General features: G+C 71.1%; 17 protein-coding genes and 1 pseudogene. 9 read left to right on the top strand and 9 right to left on the bottom strand.

Going from position 1 to position 17,272, the window contains the following annotated elements:
- Nucleotides 1-22: 22 nt before the first annotated feature.
- On the bottom strand, nt 23-799 hold the full coding sequence (locus ACETWP_RS16405; protein WP_373973348.1) for a substrate-binding domain-containing protein: 777 nt from the start codon (nt 797-799) through the stop codon (nt 23-25).
- Between the two features lie 35 nt (nt 800-834).
- Between ACETWP_RS16405 and ACETWP_RS16400 the strand changes: the two genes are divergently transcribed.
- Nucleotides 835-1,251, top strand: coding sequence for a DUF5997 family protein (locus ACETWP_RS16400; protein ID WP_373973347.1), 417 nt, complete (start codon nt 835-837; stop codon nt 1,249-1,251).
- 72 nt (nt 1,252-1,323) lie between these two features.
- Here the strand turns inward: ACETWP_RS16400 and ACETWP_RS16395 are convergent, their stop codons facing one another.
- The 3 genes from ACETWP_RS16395 to ACETWP_RS16385 form a co-directional block, all read right to left on the bottom strand.
- Nucleotides 1,324-1,752, bottom strand: coding sequence for a universal stress protein (locus ACETWP_RS16395; protein ID WP_373973346.1), 429 nt, complete (start codon nt 1,750-1,752; stop codon nt 1,324-1,326).
- A 60-nt stretch (nt 1,753-1,812) separates the two neighbouring features.
- Nucleotides 1,813-2,511, bottom strand: coding sequence for a dienelactone hydrolase family protein (locus ACETWP_RS16390; protein ID WP_373973345.1), 699 nt, complete (start codon nt 2,509-2,511; stop codon nt 1,813-1,815).
- A 116-nt stretch (nt 2,512-2,627) separates the two neighbouring features.
- Nucleotides 2,628-3,680 carry a M14 family zinc carboxypeptidase gene (locus ACETWP_RS16385; RefSeq protein ID WP_373973344.1) on the bottom strand — a complete coding sequence of 351 codons (1,053 nt, stop codon included), beginning with the start codon at nt 3,678-3,680 and terminating at the stop codon, nt 2,628-2,630.
- Nucleotides 3,681-3,881: 201 nt separating this feature from the next.
- On the opposite strand from ACETWP_RS16385, the gene ACETWP_RS16380 reads away from it, so the two are divergent.
- The 5 genes from ACETWP_RS16380 to ACETWP_RS16360 all read left to right on the top strand — a co-directional run bounded on the left by ACETWP_RS16380 (nt 3,882) and on the right by ACETWP_RS16360 (nt 9,695).
- Entirely contained in the window at nt 3,882-4,736 is an 855-nt protein-coding gene (locus ACETWP_RS16380; protein WP_373973343.1) for a DNA/RNA non-specific endonuclease, read from the top strand.
- A 105-nt stretch (nt 4,737-4,841) separates the two neighbouring features.
- Entirely contained in the window at nt 4,842-5,957 is a 1,116-nt protein-coding gene (locus ACETWP_RS16375; protein ID WP_373973342.1) for a DUF418 domain-containing protein, read from the top strand.
- 166 nt (nt 5,958-6,123) lie between these two features.
- On the top strand, nt 6,124-7,485 hold the full coding sequence (locus ACETWP_RS16370) for a hemolysin family protein (protein ID WP_373973341.1): 1,362 nt from the start codon (nt 6,124-6,126) through the stop codon (nt 7,483-7,485).
- Nucleotides 7,478-8,518: a hemolysin family protein gene (locus ACETWP_RS16365; RefSeq protein ID WP_373973340.1), complete on the top strand. Its 1,041-nt coding sequence runs from the start codon at nt 7,478-7,480 to the stop codon at nt 8,516-8,518. The genes ACETWP_RS16370 and ACETWP_RS16365 overlap by 8 nt, the downstream gene beginning before the upstream one ends.
- Before the next feature lie 127 nt (nt 8,519-8,645).
- The gene (locus ACETWP_RS16360; RefSeq protein WP_373973339.1) at nt 8,646-9,695 is read left to right on the top strand and encodes an App1 family protein phosphatidate phosphatase; all 1,050 of its coding nucleotides are present in this window, start codon (nt 8,646-8,648) and stop codon (nt 9,693-9,695) included.
- Nucleotides 9,696-9,767: 72 nt separating this feature from the next.
- Here the strand turns inward: ACETWP_RS16360 and ACETWP_RS16355 are convergent, their stop codons facing one another.
- The 3 genes from ACETWP_RS16355 to ACETWP_RS16345 form a co-directional block, all read right to left on the bottom strand.
- Nucleotides 9,768-10,193, bottom strand: a complete 426-nt coding sequence (locus tag ACETWP_RS16355) for an ArsR/SmtB family transcription factor (protein ID WP_445012768.1) — start codon at nt 10,191-10,193, stop codon at nt 9,768-9,770.
- Nucleotides 10,194-10,212: 19 nt separating this feature from the next.
- Nucleotides 10,213-11,433, bottom strand: coding sequence for an MFS transporter (locus ACETWP_RS16350; protein ID WP_373973338.1), 1,221 nt, complete (start codon nt 11,431-11,433; stop codon nt 10,213-10,215).
- 113 nt (nt 11,434-11,546) lie between these two features.
- Entirely contained in the window at nt 11,547-13,262 is a 1,716-nt protein-coding gene (locus tag ACETWP_RS16345) for a gamma-glutamyltransferase (RefSeq protein WP_373973337.1), read from the bottom strand.
- A gap of 450 nt (nt 13,263-13,712) precedes the next feature.
- Here ACETWP_RS16345 and ACETWP_RS16340 point away from each other — a divergent pair, with 450 nt between their 5' ends.
- Entirely contained in the window at nt 13,713-14,561 is an 849-nt protein-coding gene (locus ACETWP_RS16340) for a hypothetical protein (RefSeq protein ID WP_373973336.1), read from the top strand.
- 117 nt (nt 14,562-14,678) lie between these two features.
- Here ACETWP_RS16340 and ACETWP_RS16335 read toward each other — a convergent pair whose 3' ends face one another.
- A complete protein-coding gene (locus ACETWP_RS16335) occupies nt 14,679-14,954 on the bottom strand; it encodes a DUF1540 domain-containing protein (protein WP_373973335.1) in 276 nt (91 codons plus the stop codon).
- Between the two features lie 919 nt (nt 14,955-15,873).
- Between ACETWP_RS16335 and ACETWP_RS16330 the strand changes: the two are divergent.
- Both ACETWP_RS16330 and ACETWP_RS16325 read left to right on the top strand, forming a co-directional pair.
- Nucleotides 15,874-16,551, top strand: a pseudogene (locus tag ACETWP_RS16330) (type IV secretory system conjugative DNA transfer family protein).
- An 84-nt stretch (nt 16,552-16,635) separates the two neighbouring features.
- Nucleotides 16,636-17,049 carry a DUF4913 domain-containing protein gene (locus ACETWP_RS16325; RefSeq protein ID WP_373973334.1) on the top strand — a complete coding sequence of 138 codons (414 nt, stop codon included), beginning with the start codon at nt 16,636-16,638 and terminating at the stop codon, nt 17,047-17,049.
- Nucleotides 17,050-17,089: 40 nt separating this feature from the next.
- Here the strand turns inward: ACETWP_RS16325 and ACETWP_RS16320 are convergent.
- A partial coding sequence (locus ACETWP_RS16320; protein WP_373973333.1) for a hypothetical protein occupies nt 17,090-17,272 on the bottom strand: 183 nt, incomplete at its 5' end.

Raw genomic sequence — 17,272 nt, 5'->3', positions numbered from 1 at the left:
GGGCGGACCGCGAAAACCTCGGCTAGCGGCGTCCGCGCCCGCCGCCGCCGGACTTGCGCGGACCTCCGGTCCGCCCGGAGCGGGCCGTGCCGCGCGGACCGCCCTTGGCGCCGGACTTGCCGCCGGACTTGGCCGCGGCGCCCGCCGCCTTGGCAGCGCCGGACTGCCGCTTCTTGAGCGCCTTCGCGGCCTCCTCCTGCTGGCGCTCCTGAACCGAGGGCTGCCGGGACGAGTTGGCCGCCCGCCCGCGCACGATGCCCACGAACTCCACGATGAGGGGGTTCTCCGGGTCGTCGCCCGCGGGCCGGTTCCAGGCGAGGCCGATCCGGGTCACCGGCGCCCCGGAGAGCACGCGGTGGACCACGTCCTTCCGGCGGTAGAGCTTGGCCACCGACATCGGAAGCACCAGCAATCCCGCCCCGGTGCCGACGACCTCCACGGCCATCGCGGCCCCGCCGGCCTCGGGCGGGTAGTCCGCGAGATCCAGGAAGCGGGCGTCCGCGACGTCGGCGAGCGGGACCTCGTCGTCGTAGAGTTCGACGTCGTGGTCGCGGGGCGCGCAAACCACGGGCAGCTCGTCGTAGAGCGGGATGACGTGCGTCGCGGGACCCGCGGGGGAGGCCCCGTCCGGGAAGCGCACGAACACCATGTCCGCGCGCCCCTGGGCCAGCAGCGCGAGCGGGTCGCCGGCGTCGTACAGGAACGCGTCGACGGGCGCGTCGGGATACCGGTCCTGCCAGCGGTCCAGCCACTTGCCGGGGGTCACCCCGGGCACGTACGCGATCTTCAATCCAGCCACCGCCCCAGCCTAGTCGTTACCGGTACTCTGGGGGGATGAGCCACAAGACCCCGCAGACCATGAAGCCGGCGACCGCCGCGAAGAAACTCGGCATCTACCTTCCGGCGGCGCCTGCGGAGTTCCAGGAGAACCCGGTGACCCGGGACGCCCTCAACGAGCTCATGAACGAGCCGCCGCAGTGGCTCGTCGACCTCCGCCAGAACGGCCCCCACCCGCGCCCCGTCGTCGCGCAGAAGCTGAACGTCTCGATCTCCGGGCTTTCCCGGGGAGGCATCACCGACGCCCTGACCACGGCCGAGATCGAGACCCTCCTGGCCGACCGTCCGACGTGGCTCCAGGAGGAGCGGTCCAACATGGCCGCCGTCCGCGCCGAGGAGAAGCGCGTCCGCGAGGCCGCCGAGGAGAAGGCCGCCAAGGCCGACAAGGCGGCGAAGGCCGCCCGCGAGGGCTAGGACCGCGCCGCAGCCACCCGGGCCCGTCCGCCCCGCAGACCGCGGGACGGGCGGGCCTGTTCGCGCGCGGACTCAGGCGGTCTTGACGATGTACACGTCGCAGGGCGCGGAGTGGGCCACGCTGCTGGCCACGCTGCCGAGCACCCGGCCGAGGCCGCTCATGCCGACGTTGCCGACGACGATCAGCTGCGCGCCCGTGCGCGACGCCTCCCCGACCAGCGCGTCCTGGGGCTTGCCCTTGACGGCGACGGAATCGATGGCCGCGCCGGGGACCAGCTCGCGCAGCTTCACGGCGGTCTTCTCCGCGAGCTTCTTGGCCTGCTCGGCATCGTCCAGAATCCAGGTGTCGCTGCCGATGCGCACGACCTCGGTGTTGTCCTTGGCGTGGGCGGTCACGACGGACAGCGACGCCCCCAGGCCCGCGGCGATGGTCGCGGCGCGGGCCGCCGCCTTGAACGACGTGTCGCTGCCGTCGACCCCGACGATGACTGTTCCTGACATGGTGGTTCCTCCTCTGGAGTGCGTCCGCCGGCGGCGTCCGCGGTGGGTGGGGGTGCCGCTCTAGCCCAGGCGCTCGCGCAGGAACGCCACGGACCGCTCCCAGGCCAGCTTCGCGGCCTCCGGGCGGTAGTTGCCCTGCGGGTTGTCGTCGTTGTGGAAGGCGTGCGGCGCGTCGTAGTAGTGGAAGACGACGTCGGCCCCGGACTCGCGGCGGATCTGCTCCTCCTGCTCGCGGGCCCTGTCGGCCGGGTAGAAGTCGTCCAGTTCCCCGTAGTGGCCCTGGATCGCGGCCGTGACGCCCGTGTACGAGTCCGGGACGGCCTGCCCGACGCCGTAGAACGGCACCGCGGCGGCGACCTTGTCCCCCTGCTGCGCCGCCAGGGCCAGCACGAAGCCCCCGCCCATGCAGAAGCCGATCGCGCCCACGGCGTCCCCGGTGGTCTCGTCGAGGGACAGCAGGTGGTCGACGGCGCCGCCCAGCAGGCGGGCGCCCTCCTCGGCCGGCAGCCGGGACATCATCTGGCCTGCCTCGTCGCCGTCGTGGGTGATCCATCCTCCGTAGAGATCGGGGGCCAGCGCGACGAATCCCTCGGCCGCCAGGCGGTCGGCGACGTCGCGGATGTGGTCGGTCAGGCCCCACCACTCCTGGATCACGATGACGCCGGGTCCACGCCCGGCGGGCGGGAGGGCGAGGTAGCCGTGCGCCTCGGTGCCGTGGGAATCGAACGTCGTGTTCTGGTGCGGGGTCTTCTCTGCCACTGCGCGCTCCTCGTCGTTGGGTATCGCCGGAGGCCAGTCTATGCACAGCGTTCCCCGCGCGCCGCGCGCCGCCGACCGGGACGGGCCGGGGGCGCGCGGCGGGACGCGGGTCCGGACTACTCCCCGCGGACGTTTTGCTCGGCGAGCGTGTCCCAGAAGGACGTGTCGGCGCCGGAGATCGACCCGTCGGAGATCGCGCGGGTGGTGGCGTCCAGCGTGGTGACGGTCTGCTTGATGAGGTACCCGTTGCTCTTCTGCCCCAGCACGTAGTCCTCGTTGAAGTGGTCGCTCATCCCGCGCATCTCGAACAGGAGCGTGGAGATGCCGTATTCGACGGCGATGCCGTTGCGGCTGATCGTCTCGGCGGTGCCGCCGACGTATTTGCCCAGGTGGCCCCAGCCGGTCGGGTCGACGGCGTCGAAGACCACGGCGCCGAGGCGCTTCGAGCCCTCCAACACGTCCGGGTCGACGTTCGGCGTGGTCGGGTAGAGGATCGATCCGGACACCAGCTCGCCGTCGCGCTCGCTGCGCGCGCCCTGGTGGTGGAGGTCGATCATGTAGTCGATGTCGTAGGCGGACATCACGTTCTCGTGCAGCGCCCGGGTCTCCGGCTGGATCTTGGTCACGTGGTCGCGGTTGAGGTCGATCTCGTTCGCGTTGTAGCGGGTCAGGTGACGCCCGCCGTCGGCGATGTAATCGTCCAGCGGGAAGTCCACGTCGCCCATGGCGCCGTCGGGGTTCAGCATCGGGACAACCAGGACGTTGACGCCGTCCAGGACGCCCTTCGTCTTGCCGGTCCCGAGGTGCTTGATGAACTCCACGGCGCCCTCGGTGGTGAGCTGCTCGTTGCCGTGCTGCTGGGTCAGGAACAGGATCGTGGGGTTGTCCGGGTCGGAGATGTACTTCGCCAGGTAGAGGTCGCGGCCCTTCACCGACTGGCCGATGACCTCGAGCTCCATGGCCTGCTGTTTGGCGTCCTGCGTCTTCAGCTCGGCCACGAGCTCGTCGTAGGTGCGCAGGATCGAGGTGTTGACGGTCTCGTTCCCCCCGTAGCCCGGCCCCTCGCCGACGGCCAACGCGGGAGGCGCCGCCGCGAGCCCGCAGGTCAGGGCGACGACGGCGGCCAGGGAGACGGTTCGGCGGGTCAGATGGGTGCGTGACTGACGCATGTGGTGCTCCTCTGGAAAAGTCGTTCGAGTGACTCGTTCAGTCAACCTCCAGATGGTTGCCCGTGTCAACAGAAATGTCGCGGGCGCCGGGGCTGCTCTGGGGTGCCGAGGCGTGCTCGCGCGGAGGAACTGGGCGCGGACGTCGGGGCGCTGGGCGGGGGGCGGGGGTAGGATGGCGCTCAACTCGAGGACGGGGTGCGCGTGGACGAAGACAACCGGCCCGGTGCCGATCTGCCCGCGGTGCGCGGCGGGTTCGGCGTCGACTTCCTCGGCGTCCGTGTCGACCTTCCCGTCCTGGACGGGCCGCTCCGGGACGACGCCGTGACCTGGGAGGGCGGCGACGCCATCCCCTACACCCACTTCTCGCTGGCGCTCAGCCGGTCGCGCCGGCTCGCGCGGTGGGTCGGCTGGAACATCGACGGGGCCGGCCTCCTGAAGCTCAGCCGCTCCGACATCGCCTTCGCCACGGATCCGCGGCTACCCGAGGACGTCCAGACCGGCAACGAGCTCTACTCCGGGAACCGGCTGGACCGCGGCCACCTGGCGCGCCGCGCGGACCTGCTCTGGGGTGGCCCCGAGGAGGCCCAGCGGGCCAACCGGGACTCGTTCCACTACACGAACATCGCCCCGCAGATCGACGACTTCAACCAGAGCAGCCGGAACGGGCTGTGGGGGCGTCTCGAGGACGCCTTGTTCGAGGGCGTCGACGTCGAGGACCTGCGCGCCAGCGTGTTCGGCGGCCCCGTCTTCCAGGACGACGACCGCGTCTACCGCGGCGTCCAGCTCCCCCGCGAATACTGGAAGCTCGTGGTTTTCGTGGAGGACGGGGCGCTGCGCGCGCGGGCCTTCCTCCTGGCCCAGGACCTCGTCCAGCTGCAGGCCCTGCCGGACCTGGACGAGTTCCGGGTCTACCAGATCACGGTTCCCGAGCTCGAGGAGCGCACCGGGCTCCGGTTCTCCGAAGCCCTCCACGCCGCGGATGTCCCGGCGGCCGCCATCAGCCGGGCGCCCGGGGAAAGGCAGCCGTTGGCGGACCTGGACGACATCCGCTGGTAGGACGAGCCGCCGCCGGGCCCGGCCACCTCTGGGAGGCCTCCCGGAAGCGCCGTACCATGGCCTTGTCAGAGTCTTTCCCGCGGCCTACAGGACACGATGCCGGCCATGACGCACGCCGCCGCCCCGACCAGCTCCCCCGACGGCACGATGCCGCCGGCCCCGTCGGGGCGCCTGATGGCGCTGGACGCCGCGCGCGCCGTCGCCATCATCGGCATGATCGCCGTCAACGTGGGCCCGCGGAACGGCGGGGGCTGGGCCGGGCACCTCTACCAGATCCCGCTGGGCCGATCCTCCCTGCTCTTTATGCTGCTCGCGGGCGTGGGCATGTCCCTGCTCACCCGTTCCGCCCGGCGGCCCGGCGGGGCCGTCCCGTGGCGGACCATCGTGTGGCGCGCGGCGCTGCTGACCGTCGGCGGGCTGGCCCTGCAGCTCATGGGCCACGACGTCAGCGTGATCCTGCCGACGTACGGCCTCCTGTTCCTCCTCTGCCTCCCCCTGCTGAAGGCCCCCGCGGCGGTCCTCGCCTCCGCCGCGGCGGTGCTGTTCGCCGTCGGACCCGTCCTCTGGATCGCGGCGCAGGTGGCGGGCGGCGAGACGTACCGGTTCGTTCCGCCGACGCTGGCCGACGGCCCGGCGGAGATCCTGCACGGCATCGTCCTGTCGGGACCGTACCCCGCCCTCGTGTGGGCGGTGCCGTTCCTGGTCGGCATGGCCCTGGGCCGCGCCGACCTGGGGGAACGGTCCGTGCAGAAGCGGCTCGCGGTCTGGGGCGGAGCCGCCATGGTCGGCGGCTACCTGCTCTACCGCCTGCTCGTCGCCCTCGTCGGCGAGCCGGGGGAAAGCATCGGCTTCGACCGGCTCGTCTCGGGAGTCAACCACTCGCAGATGCCGCTCTGGCTCCTGTCGGGAACCGGCAGCGCCGCGCTGGTGCTGGCGCTCTTCCTCTTGGGCGGCGACGCCATGTCCCGCCGCCTCGGCCCCCTGGTCTCGGTGGGCCGGCTCTCGCTCACGATCTACGTGGGCCACCTGCTGCTCCTGGCGATGCTGGTCCGCCCCGAGCCGCACACCCTGCCCCAGGGCATCCTCATCTCGGCGGCCATCTCGCTCGCCGCCGTCCTCTTCGCCGCCCTGTGGACCCGCCGCTTCCGGTACGGCCCGCTGGAGGCCCTGCTGCGGTGGCCGCCGCCCAAGGCGGCGCCGGACGCTGCCGAACGGCGGTGACCGCCGCGCGGCGGGACGGACGCCCCGCCCCCTGACCGCGTTCTCATGTTCCCCTCATGTGGCGCCCGTAGCGTGGGACGCACTATGGACGACCCTCCCTCGCACTTGCCCTCGCCCCTCGAAGTCCTGACCGGAAGTCCGGCCACCACGGGAAAGGGGCGCCCCCATGAATGAGTGGATCATGATCGGGATCGGCCTGATCCTGACCGTCGGCACCGGCCTCTTCGTGGCCTCCGAATTCGCCCTCGTCAACCTGGACCGGAACGACGTCGAGGCGCGCCAGGCCCGCGGCGAGAAGCGCCTGATGCCGACCATCAAGGCGCTGAAGATCACCTCGACGCACCTTTCCAGCGCCCAGTTGGGCATCACGCTCACCACGCTGCTGACCGGCTACACGTTCGAGCCCGCGATCAGCTCGCTGCTGCGCGACCCGCTGATCGGTCTGGGCGTCCCCGAGTCCGTGGTGCCCGGTGTCGGCGCCGTCGTCGGCATCTTCATCGCGACCGTCTTCTCGATGGTCATCGGCGAACTCGTCCCGAAGAACTTCGCCCTGGCGCTGCCGCTGGCCACGGCCAAGGTCGTCGTGCCGTTCCAGGCCGCCTTCACGGCGGTGTTCAAGCCCGTGATCCTGCTCTTCAACAACACGGCCAACGCGATCATCCGCTCCTTCGGCATCGAGCCGAAGGAGGAGCTCTCGGGCGCGCGGAGCGCCGAAGAGCTCAGCTCCCTGGTGCGCCGGTCCGCGCTCGAGGGCGTCCTGGACCTCGACCACGCCGCCCTCCTGCACCGGACGCTGCGCTTCTCGGACCACTGTGCCGCCGACGTCATGACCCCGCGCGTGCGGATGACGGCCGTGGCCCTGGACGACACCGCCGAGCACGTCATCGCGACGGCGACCGCGACCGGCTACTCGCGCTTCCCCGTGATCGGCCGGGATCGGGACGACGTCCACGGCGTCCTGCACGTCAAGCAGGCCTTCGCCCTCCCGCTGGACGACCGCGCCCGCGTCCGGGCCTTCGATCTCATGGTGGAGCCCCTGCGGGTGCCCGAATCCATGGGCGTGGATTCGCTGCTGGGCGTACTGCGCCGGCAGGGCCTGCAGGTGGCCATCGTCGCCGACGAACACGGCGGGACCGCGGGCATCGTGACGCTCGAGGATCTCGTGGAGGAGATCGTCGGGGAACTGGAGGACGAGCACGACCGCGCGCGTGTCGGCGTCGTGCGGACCGGGCGCTCGCTCACCTTCGACGCCGCGCTGCGGCCCGACGAGCTGCTGGACCGGACCGGCGTCGCCGTGCCGGACGGCGAGGAGTACGACACCATCGCGGGATTCGTCACCGACCGGCTGGACCGCATCCCCGAACTCGGCGACGAGGTGGCCCTGGATGGCGGCGTGCTCCGCGTGGAGCGCGTGGCCGGAACACACGTGGAGCGCCTGCGCTTCATGCCCGCGGACACCGATGGGGCGCCGATGAGCGCCCATGACCGGATCGTCGACAACCTGACCAAGGAACTGACCCATGAGTGAATACCTCCCTGGCATCATCTGGCTCGTGGTGCTCCTGATCGTCAACGCCTTCTTCGTCGGTGCCGAGTTCGCCGTGATCTCCGCCCGACGCTCGCAGATCGAGCCGAAGGCGGAGGCCGGGAGCAAGGCCGCGAAGACCACGCTCTGGGCCATGGAGCACGCGACACTGATGCTGGCGACCAGCCAGCTCGGCATCACCGTCTGCTCGCTGGTCATCCTCAACGTCTCCGAGCCGGCGATCCACCACCTGCTCGAGATCCCGCTGGGCCTGACCTCGCTGTCGGCCGAGGCCATCGGGGTCATCGCGTTCATCACCGCCCTCCTGCTGGTCACGTTCCTGCACGTGGTCATCGGCGAGATGGTCCCCAAGAACATCTCCTTCTCCGTGCCCACCCGTGCCGCGCTCATCCTCGCCCCGCCCCTCGTCGTGGTCGCCCGGATCTTCAACCCGGTCATCTGGACGCTGAACTCCATCGCCAACGGCGTCCTGCGCCTGTTCAAGGTGGAGCCCAAGGACGAGGCGACCAGCGCCTACACCCTGGACGAGGTCGCCACCATCGTGGAGCAGTCCACGCGCACCGGCACCCTGACGGACGCGAGCGGGACGCTGACGGCCGCGTTCGAGTTCACGACCAAGACCGTGGCCGACGTCGAGGTCCCGATCGCCGAGATGGTGCTCCTGCCGGTCTCCGCCACACCCGCGGACATCCAGCGCGCCGTCTCCGAGCACGGCTACTCGCGGTACATCCTGACCAACGACGACGGGGACCCCACGGGCTACCTGCACCTCAAGGACGTCATGGACCTGACCGCGCGCGAGACCTTCGCGCTGCCCGTGCCCGCCAAGCGCATCCGGCGCCTGGCCTCGGCGTTCCGCGGCAGCGAACTCGAGGACGCGCTGGCCAGAATGCGGCGCAGCGGCGCGCACGTCGCGCGCGTCTTCGACGCCGACGGCACCACGACGGGCGTGCTGTTCCTGGAGGACATCATCGAGGAACTCGTCGGCGAGGTGCAGGACGCCACGAGCGCCTGACGCGGTGAGCCACCGCGGGCACGGGATTCCGGGTGGGATCCCGGCTCCGCGGCGTGCCCCCCGGGCCGGGATCCGCCTCAACCGGTACCGGCCCGGCCGGCCCGCCCCTTACGGGTAGCGTGGACTGATGCGCCTCCCCGAAACCGAACTGAGCCGATTCCGCCAAGCAGCGGTCACCGCCGCCTACCGCATGGAAACGGGCATCCGGGACCGGCTGGCCCGACGCGCAGCCGAACGCGGGTGGACACCGGCGGTCATTCCCTACTCCGGCTACGCCGGCGCGGACCACGCCCGCGTGCTCGGGCGCGTTGTCCTCGCCCCGGCCTCGGTCGATCCCGCCGCCCGCCGCGGCATCTCCGGATGGCGGCGCCTGCTCACCCTCGAGAGCCCCGGAACCGACGTGGAAATCGAACTCGGCGGCACCACGACCACGGCCACGAGCGACTCCGCCGGCATCATCGACGCACGGCTGCCGCTGGACAGCCCACTGGAGCCGGGCACCGCCACCGCTCTGCTGCGGACAGACGGCCGTGACCCCGTTCCCGCGAACGTGCACGCGATCAGCCCGGACCCGGCGCGCGGCGTCGTCTGCGACATCGACGACACCGTCTGGGTCACCGGCATCGCCCATCCGCTCCGGGCGGCCTGGCGCACCCTGCGCGGCTCCAGCTCGACCAGGCGGTCGGTGCCGGGCATGGCGCGCCTGTTGCGGACCGCCGTCGAGGGTCAGGACCATCCCGGGGTGGTGTACCTGAGCAACGGGCCGTGGAACTTCGTGGGCCCGGTCACGCGGTTCCTCGAACGGCACGGTTTCCCGGCCGGGGCGGTCCTGATGACCGACTGGGGCATCACCCCGCACCGCTGGTTCCGCGACGGCCGGAAACACAAGTCGTCCTCCCTCGCCCGCCTGATGGAGGACCTGCCCCAGGTCACCTGGGTGCTCGTCGGGGACGACGGCGAACACGACCCCCACCTCTACGGCGACCTGGCGGAGGCCCACCCGGACCGCGTGGCGGCCATCGCGTTGCGCCACGTCCGGCCGACCGCACCGGCCAGGACAGGCCGGGAGGAGGGATCCGGCGCAACCGACGGAGTGCCGATCCTGCGCGGCGTTGACGGGGACGAGCTTCTGCCACTCCTGCGCGATGCGCTGAATCGTCGTCCTTCAGCCACCTGATCCGGGCGACCGCGGCGGTAGCCACGGTTGCGGCGACGGCGGCCGTTGCCCGCACCGGGGCGCCTGTCGGTCCTACTCGTGGACGGGTTCGCCGGTGACGCGGTGGTCCGCGTGGCTCATGCCCTCAAGGATCAATCGGGCGAGGTGCCCGTCGATGATGCTGTAGACGACGCGACGGGCCTCCCTGCGGGTCGACACGAGACCGGAGTGCCGGAGTTTGGCCAGATGCTGGCTCACCGCGGTGCGGCTCGCGCCCGTCCGCGCCACGAGGGTGCCCACGTCGGCCGGGCCCTGCGTGAGGAGCCACAGGATGTGCAGGCGCGTGGGGTCCGCGAGCATCCGGAAGGTCGCGGAACCGGCCTCCAGCCGCGGGGCGTCCGGCTCGCGGGGATGGAAGAGGCTCGGCGCTCCGTCGTGGCCGTCGCGCGGGGCGCCATGCCCCGCGGTGCTGTGTTCGCTGATGCCGTTTCCCCCGTCCCTGTCGTCGTGTTCCCCCACGCTACCGGCCTGTGGACGCTCAGGCCCTGCTGCCGGCCGGCGTCCTGCGGCCAGCGGGCCAGAAGGTGAGCGCCGCGATGGTCCCGGCCAAGGCGATGGCACCCAGGACCAGGGCCGCCGCGGGCTGCCCCGCCGCGGCTCCGACCCATCCGGCGATCGGGTAGGTGAGCATGAAGCAGGCGTGGGAGAGCGAGAACTGGGCGGTGAAGAGGTAGGTCCTGGTGCTGTCGGTCGCGGCGCGGCGCAGCAGCCTCGATGAGGGGGTGCTGATCATGGAGGTGCCGATGCCCAGGACCACCCACAGGCCCAGGAAGGACCACCACGGGCTTCCTCCTTGGGCGACCAGTGCCGCCCCGGCGATGCCGAGGGGCAGGATGGTCGCGCCAACCAGCATGAACGACCGGTCCGGCGCCCGCTCGAGGACCTTCGGGGCGATGAATGCCACGAGCATGGATCCGGCCCCGTAGAAGGCCAGCGCGATCGCGACGTCGGTGTTCGTCCCACCGAAGAGGTCGCGGACGTAGACGATGGTGTTGACCAGGACCAGGGCCGTCGCGGCCGCCACCACCAGGTTCAGGGACATGAGTCCGCGCAGGGCCGGCTCGCGCAGGAAGATCCGGGTCCCGAGCGTGGTGCGGTGCAGCAGCGAGCCCGGGTTCACGCCGGACGGAATCGCCGGCAGCCGCGTGGAGAGGACCATGAGCGCGGAGACCAGGAACCCGGCCATGGTGCCGACGAACAGGTTCGAGTACGACATCACGGCCAGCAGCGCCGCGGCAAGCAGCGGGCTGACGAGGGATTCCAAGTCGTAGGCCAGGCGCGAGAGGGACAGGGCCTTCGTGTAGTCCCTTTCCTCGGGCAACACCACGGGGATCAGGGCCTGGAACGCCGGCGTGAAAGTCGCGGACGCGGACTGCAACACGAAGACCAGGACGTAGATCTGCCACACCTGGTCGATGAACGGCAGGCTCAGCGCGATGCCCGCGCGCATCAGGTCAGCGCCGACGAGGACGCCCTTGCGCGGCAGGCGCTCGACGAGCGCGGCCATCACGGGAGCGACGAACACGTAGGCGACCATCTTGATCGTCAGCGCGGTTCCCAGCACTGCGCCGGCCCGTCCTCCGGCGAGGTCGAAGGCCAGCAGGCCCAAGGCCACCGTCAACAGGCCCGTTCCGAGCAGGGCGACGACCTGGGCGGTGAACAGGTTCCGGTACGCGGTGTGGCGCAGGACAGAAGGCATGGTGGCGGCCGTTCGTGGGGAACCGGGACACCCCATACTATGTGCATGAATGCGCACATGTGAACTCCTTCGGGATGGTTCCTTTCCCGGTGCCCGTCCTGAAGCTTCGCGCGCTAGGGCTGGGCGACCTTGAAGGCGGCCTCGCGGCGCGAGTCGGTGGCCCCGGTGATCGTTCCGGAGTCGTAGTCGATCTCCAGGGCCTGCACGGAACCGAAGACGGCGTCCTGCCGGGTGGTCACCTGCTGTTCCCATCCCCGTGACCGGATGAACCCGCCCAGGGACTCCCCCGGTTCCCGCTCCAGGGCGATGACGCCGTCCTGGAGGTGGTGCCTCGGCGCGTCCACCGCCTCCTGCAGCGAGGCTCCCTGCAGGGCCCACGGGACGAGGACCCCGGTCAGGATGTTCGGGATCTGGTGCCCCCCGGGGGATCCCAGGCCCAGGACGGCGCGGCCCTCGCCGTCCAGCACCAGGCTTGGCGCGGCCCAGCTGACGGACTTGCGCCCGGGTGCGGGCTGGTTGTTCGGGGTGTCCAGGGAGGCGAACCGCGAGAGCTGGTTGTTCAGGAAGAACCCCCCGACGCTCTCCGCCGCGCCCCCGCCCCAGAAGTTCGTGATGGTGTTGGTCATCGACACGGTCAGGCCGTCGGAATCCACGACGGTCAGATGCGTGGTGTTCCCCGGCACGATGGCCCGGGCAGCGGAGGCCAAGGGCCGGTCGGCCGCCGCGCCCGCGGCGGTCGCCGACTCCCGCGCCAGCCGGGCATTGGCCTCGGCGTCCGTGAGCCGGTCCACTGGCACGTCGACGAAGCGCGGATCCCCGAACTCCTCGGTGACGCTGGCGTCGGCGACCGTCCAGGCCCGGGAGATCCGGTCGACGTAGTCCGCGGACCCGGGCTCCGCGGACCCGGCGCCCAGTTCCTCGGCGATCTGCAGCATCTGTACCAGTGCCGCCCCGGGGAGCGCGGGGGCGGCCGAGACGACGTCGTACTCGCCGAACGCGCCGCGCGCCGGCTCGAGCCTCTCGGGCCGGTAGGCGGCGAGGGACCGGGCATCGATCCCGTCCACGCGGGACAGGTCCTTCACGAGGCTGCCGGTGTAGAAGGCCTCGGGGCCCTCGTCGGCGAGGACCCGCATCGTGTCGGCCAGGTCCTGCTGGACCAGTTCGTCGCCCTCGCCCAGTGGGAAGACCCCGCCCCAGGAGTTGAACTGCGGCAGGTCCCCCAGCGCTGCGGGTCCGGCATCGCTGTCCATGCGGTGGGCCAGGAACGCGGTGATCTCGAAGCCGTTCTCGGCCAGGCCGATGGCCGGCTGCAGCAGTTCGGCCCACTCGAGCTCGCCTTGCTCCTCGTGGATCCGCGCGAGCCCGGCGACGAAGCCCGGAATGCCCGTCCCCGACTCCGGGATCACGCCGTCCTGGGCCACGACCTCGCGGTAGTCGTAGGCCACCGGCTCGCCGCCGGCCGCGGCGAGCACCGCGGACCCGCCGCCGCCGATGCCCGAGGCGAACGGCTCCACGACGGCGACGGCGAAGGCGGTGGCCACCGCCGCGTCCGCGGCGTTGCCCCCCGCGTCCAGGATCCCCATGCCGGCCTCGACGGCGGCGGGATGCGCCGCGGACACTGCGTGGTCCTTGAGCAACGAATCCGCGGGGGCCTCCGACGTCGCGGACGCGGAGGGAGTGGGTTCCGCCGTCGCAGAGGGAGTGGGTTCCGCCGTTGCGGCGGGCGCGGACGAGGGTGGCTGCGCCGGACCGGCCGGGGCCGAGCATCCGGCCACCAGCAGCAGGCCCGCCGCGGCGGCGGGAAGGCGGAAACGGGAGCGTATCGGCATGGGTGGGTCCTTTTCCGGGATCTCGTTGGAGGCGCCCGAACGGGCGGCGTTGCGGGGCCCGTCCATCTGGCGGCGTTCCATGTCGGGAATGGATCTCAGGCTTAAACCCTACAATGTGTTGGATATTTTCCATCCGGGGCCATCAGGTCCGGCCCGCGGGCACCGGGCGATCCCGCCGTTCCCACGGAGCCTGATGTCCGCCCACCAAACCGGGTGTTGCGGCTGCATGGGACAACTGCGCTGGGCAAGACACTCTCCCGCGACACCCTCCACATCTTGTCAACGCGGACCGGGTAGCCGTGCCGCGCGCCGTCGCCCCCCGAAATCCGTCGCGCCGGCACCGAGACCAGCCTCACCGCCCGGCGCGAGATCCGTCATCAACGGACCAAAAGTTTTGCCTATTAGGCTTAGGCGTGCCTTACTGGAAGTCGACCTACTGGAAGGACACCCATGAGTTCGACCCCCCGCACCGCGCCGGCAAGCCCGTCGTCCGCCACCGAACCGCGCGCCGACCACGCCCGGTCGCTCACGCGCCGCATGTTGGCCGGCGAGGGTGCGGTCGAACTCACCGCGTACCGGGCCGGGGAGACACTCTCGTCCGCGGTCCACGGCGTCTCCCGCTCCGGGCAGCTGGTGGTCGCGGACATCCCCAACCTCTTCCACTCGCTCGGCGCGTTCCACACCGCCGGGGACATCGAGGTGCGCGCGGACATCCTCAAGGACTCCGCCGACCACGCCCTCGGCCTGCGCCTGGCGTCCCTGCACCTGTTGGGCACGCTGCGCTGGTGCCGGCACACGGAAGAGGTCGACGCGCTGGGCCTGCAGGGGCCCCTCGCGGACCTCGTCCACGACCTGGGACAGCGCGTGCGCGTGGGCGTGGTCTCCACCGACCGGATCCTCTTGCACGACAGCTCCGGCGTCACCGCCCACGGCCCCGCGATTGTGGCCGAGGCGGCCACCGCGAACTCCTCGACGGACGCGCTGAACGACGCCGTCCTGTCCACCGCCGGGGAGACTTTGGCCGCCGTCGCCGACGCCGTGCTGGACGGCGGGCTTCCCGGGTGGGCGGAGCGCCTCGATGTGCCCAATCCCGCGGATTTCACCGCCGGGCCGGCGCACTGCGTGGACGTGGACCACCGCCACGTGACCCTGGCCCGCTTCGGCGCAGATCAGGGCTGGGTCGTGCAGGTGCCGTTGCCGTCGCCGCACCATGCCTCGCCGGAACAGGACGGGACCGCCGCCTGGCGCCATCTCCTCGCGTCCCTGCCCGCAGTGCGCATAACCGCGCCGACGCACTGAGCGCGGGTTAGTGGCGGGTGCCGCCGCGCCGGTGGCGCGACGTGTCCGCCACGGGCCGATTTCCGGACGGGCCTCCGTGCCGGGTCAATCCCGAGGCGCCAGCGCGCCTGGGCCGGATCAGGTGACGGTGTAGGTGGCGCAGGTGGCGGTGTCGGTGACCTCGATGCCCTCCGCGGTGCACAACAGATCGGCGTTGTAGGAGCATTCCAGGCGATGGCACGCGCCCACACTGCCGGCGTCGGCGTTGACGGGCCGGCGGGCGTCGAGCTGCACGAACGTGCCGCAGGAGGCGTGGGACTCGGTGCCGGCGATCGTGATGGCCAGGGCGCTGCAGTCGTGGTCGTTGTTGAAGGAGCAGGCGGTGGTGGCGCAGGTTCGCACGGTGGTGGTCATGGTGCTCAGCCTCCAGTCCAGGCCCAAGCGCTCGTGCCCGGGCGATACGGCAAGGATATGCCTCTCAGCGGAGCGCGCAAGGAAGCGCACCTTTGGCCCGCCGCGTCAGACGGATGTGCGCGAATTCGGCGAGCGACGGTTCATCCTCATGGGCCAGTAGGTCCGGCGTCCTGGTCCTCGCCCTGTTCGTCGCTGCGCTCGTGGTGCGGCATAGGTTCCGCGCCACGCGCTCCCGCGTGGACGGCTCCGCCCGGCACATGGCCCGCGGCCGCGACCTGGCGCACCTGAGCGGAAAGGGAGCAGCCAAGACGGCGGCCCGCCTGGGCGTCGCCGGTTCACCCGGCGTGCCCATCGGCCGCGCCGTGGGCGACGGGCGGATGCTTTACGGCTCCTGGGAGGACATGCACATCGACATTTGGGGACCCCGAACCGGCAAGACGACCTCCCGCGCGATCCCGGTGATGCTCGCCGCCCCAGGGGCGGTGCTGGTGACCTCCAACAAGCGCGACATCGTGGACGCGACGTGCGCGCCGGCAACGGGCCGGTGTGGGTGTTCGACCCCCAATTCGTGGCCCGCGAGGAACCCACCTGGTGGTGGAACCCGCTCGACTACGTTACGGACGAAGTCAGGGCCGCGAGGCTGGCCGAACACTTCGCCTCGGGAAGCCGCGAGGCCGGATCCAAGGGTGACGCCTATTTCGACTCCTCCGGGCAGGACCTGCTGGCCGGCTTCCTCCTGGCGGCCGCCTTGGACGGACGTCCCATCACCGATGTCTACACCTGGCTGACCCGGCCCACCAACCCGGAGCCCGCCGAGATCCTCTACGAACACGGATACCGGCTTACCGCCGACCAGGTCACCGGGATCCTCAACGCCTCCGACAAGCAGCGCGGCGGCATCTACGGCACCGCGCAGCAGATGGCCTCTTGCCTCACCAACCGCTCCATCGCCGCGTGGGTCAACCCAGGCGGCGGCATCGAATCCCGCCCGCGGTTCGACCCGGCCCGTTTCGTCGCCCGCGGCGGAACCCTCTACTCCCTCTCCCGCGAGGGCAAGGGAACCGCCGGCCCGCTCGTGACCGCCTTGACGGTGGCCGTGGTCGAGGCCGGTGAGGAACTCGCGGCCCGCTCCGCCGGAGGGCGCCTGCCCGTCCCGCTGGTGGGGGTGCTGGACGAGTCCGCGAACGTCTGCCGGTGGCGGGAACTACCCAACCTCTACTCGCACTACGGCTCCCGCGGAATCGTCCGGATGACGAACCTGCAGTCCTGGTCCCAGGGCGTGGAGGCCTAGGGACGCGACGGGATGCGCAAGCTCTGGTCCGCGTCCAACGTCGCCGTCTACGGGGGAGGCGTCAAGGAGGCCGACTTCCTGAAGGAGCTCGAACAACTCATCGGCGACTACGACCGGCTCAGCTCCTCCACCAACCACGGCAAGGGCCACCGATCGGTGTCCCGGCAACTCCAGCGCGACAGGATCGTGGACGTCTCCCAACGCGGGGCCATGCCCCGCGGCCGCGCCCTCGTCATCGCCTCCGGCGCACCGCCTGCACTGGTCAAGACCTCCCGTGGATGGCCGGCAAACAAGCCGACGCCGTGAAGACATCCATCAAGAACCACGACCCCATGGCCGAAAACACCCTGACCCAACTCGCCAGCACCGACACGACGGGCGGGGCGGACCGTGGCCGATGACTGGGACTTTGGTCAGGATCCCCAACAGGAGCCCGGCCCCCAAGAAGGCGAATCCGCGGAACCTAAACTCTTCTTCGGTTCCGTCAACGAGTTCGTCCGCGAGCATCTGGTCCACGTGTACCGGCGCAAGGTTGGGCCGCAGGGCCAACACCGGTGGGCCGCCGAATGGTGGCGCAGCGCCGAGGCCATCTCCCGGCTCGAATCCCTCTGGCGGTCGTGGGAACACCTGCGCCTTGAGGGAACCATCGGAATGTCCGTTTGGTGGCTGCAGCACGCGGACCCGCAGATGCGCGTCCTCATGGACCCCGACGGACCCTTCGCACCGTCTGAGGACGAAAACCGGGGAGGCGACGCGCTGCCCTACGTTGAACCTCCCACCGGGACGTTCCCGGACGTTCGTTAGGCGCCGGGATTACCGAGAGCGGGCTAATGCACGTCAGTGGTCACAAGCGGGCGGTCCAACGTAGTGTTCCGGCGAGTTTGTAGGAGCCGCTGGAGGCCGTGGTTGTGATCGTGACTGCACCGGTGTAGGTCTGGGTGCCGGTGCCCTTGCGGACGCCGTTGACGTAGTAGACGACACCGGTCTTGGACGGGATCTTCACCGTGTTGGCGGAGGCGCTGAACAC

Source organism: Arthrobacter halodurans (assembly GCF_041877255.1).
GTDB classification, from domain to species: Bacteria; Actinomycetota; Actinomycetes; order Actinomycetales; family Micrococcaceae; genus Arthrobacter_N; species Arthrobacter_N halodurans.
The sequence above is the reverse complement of the archived record's forward strand: the minus strand, read 5'-3'. Positions and strand labels throughout refer to the sequence as shown.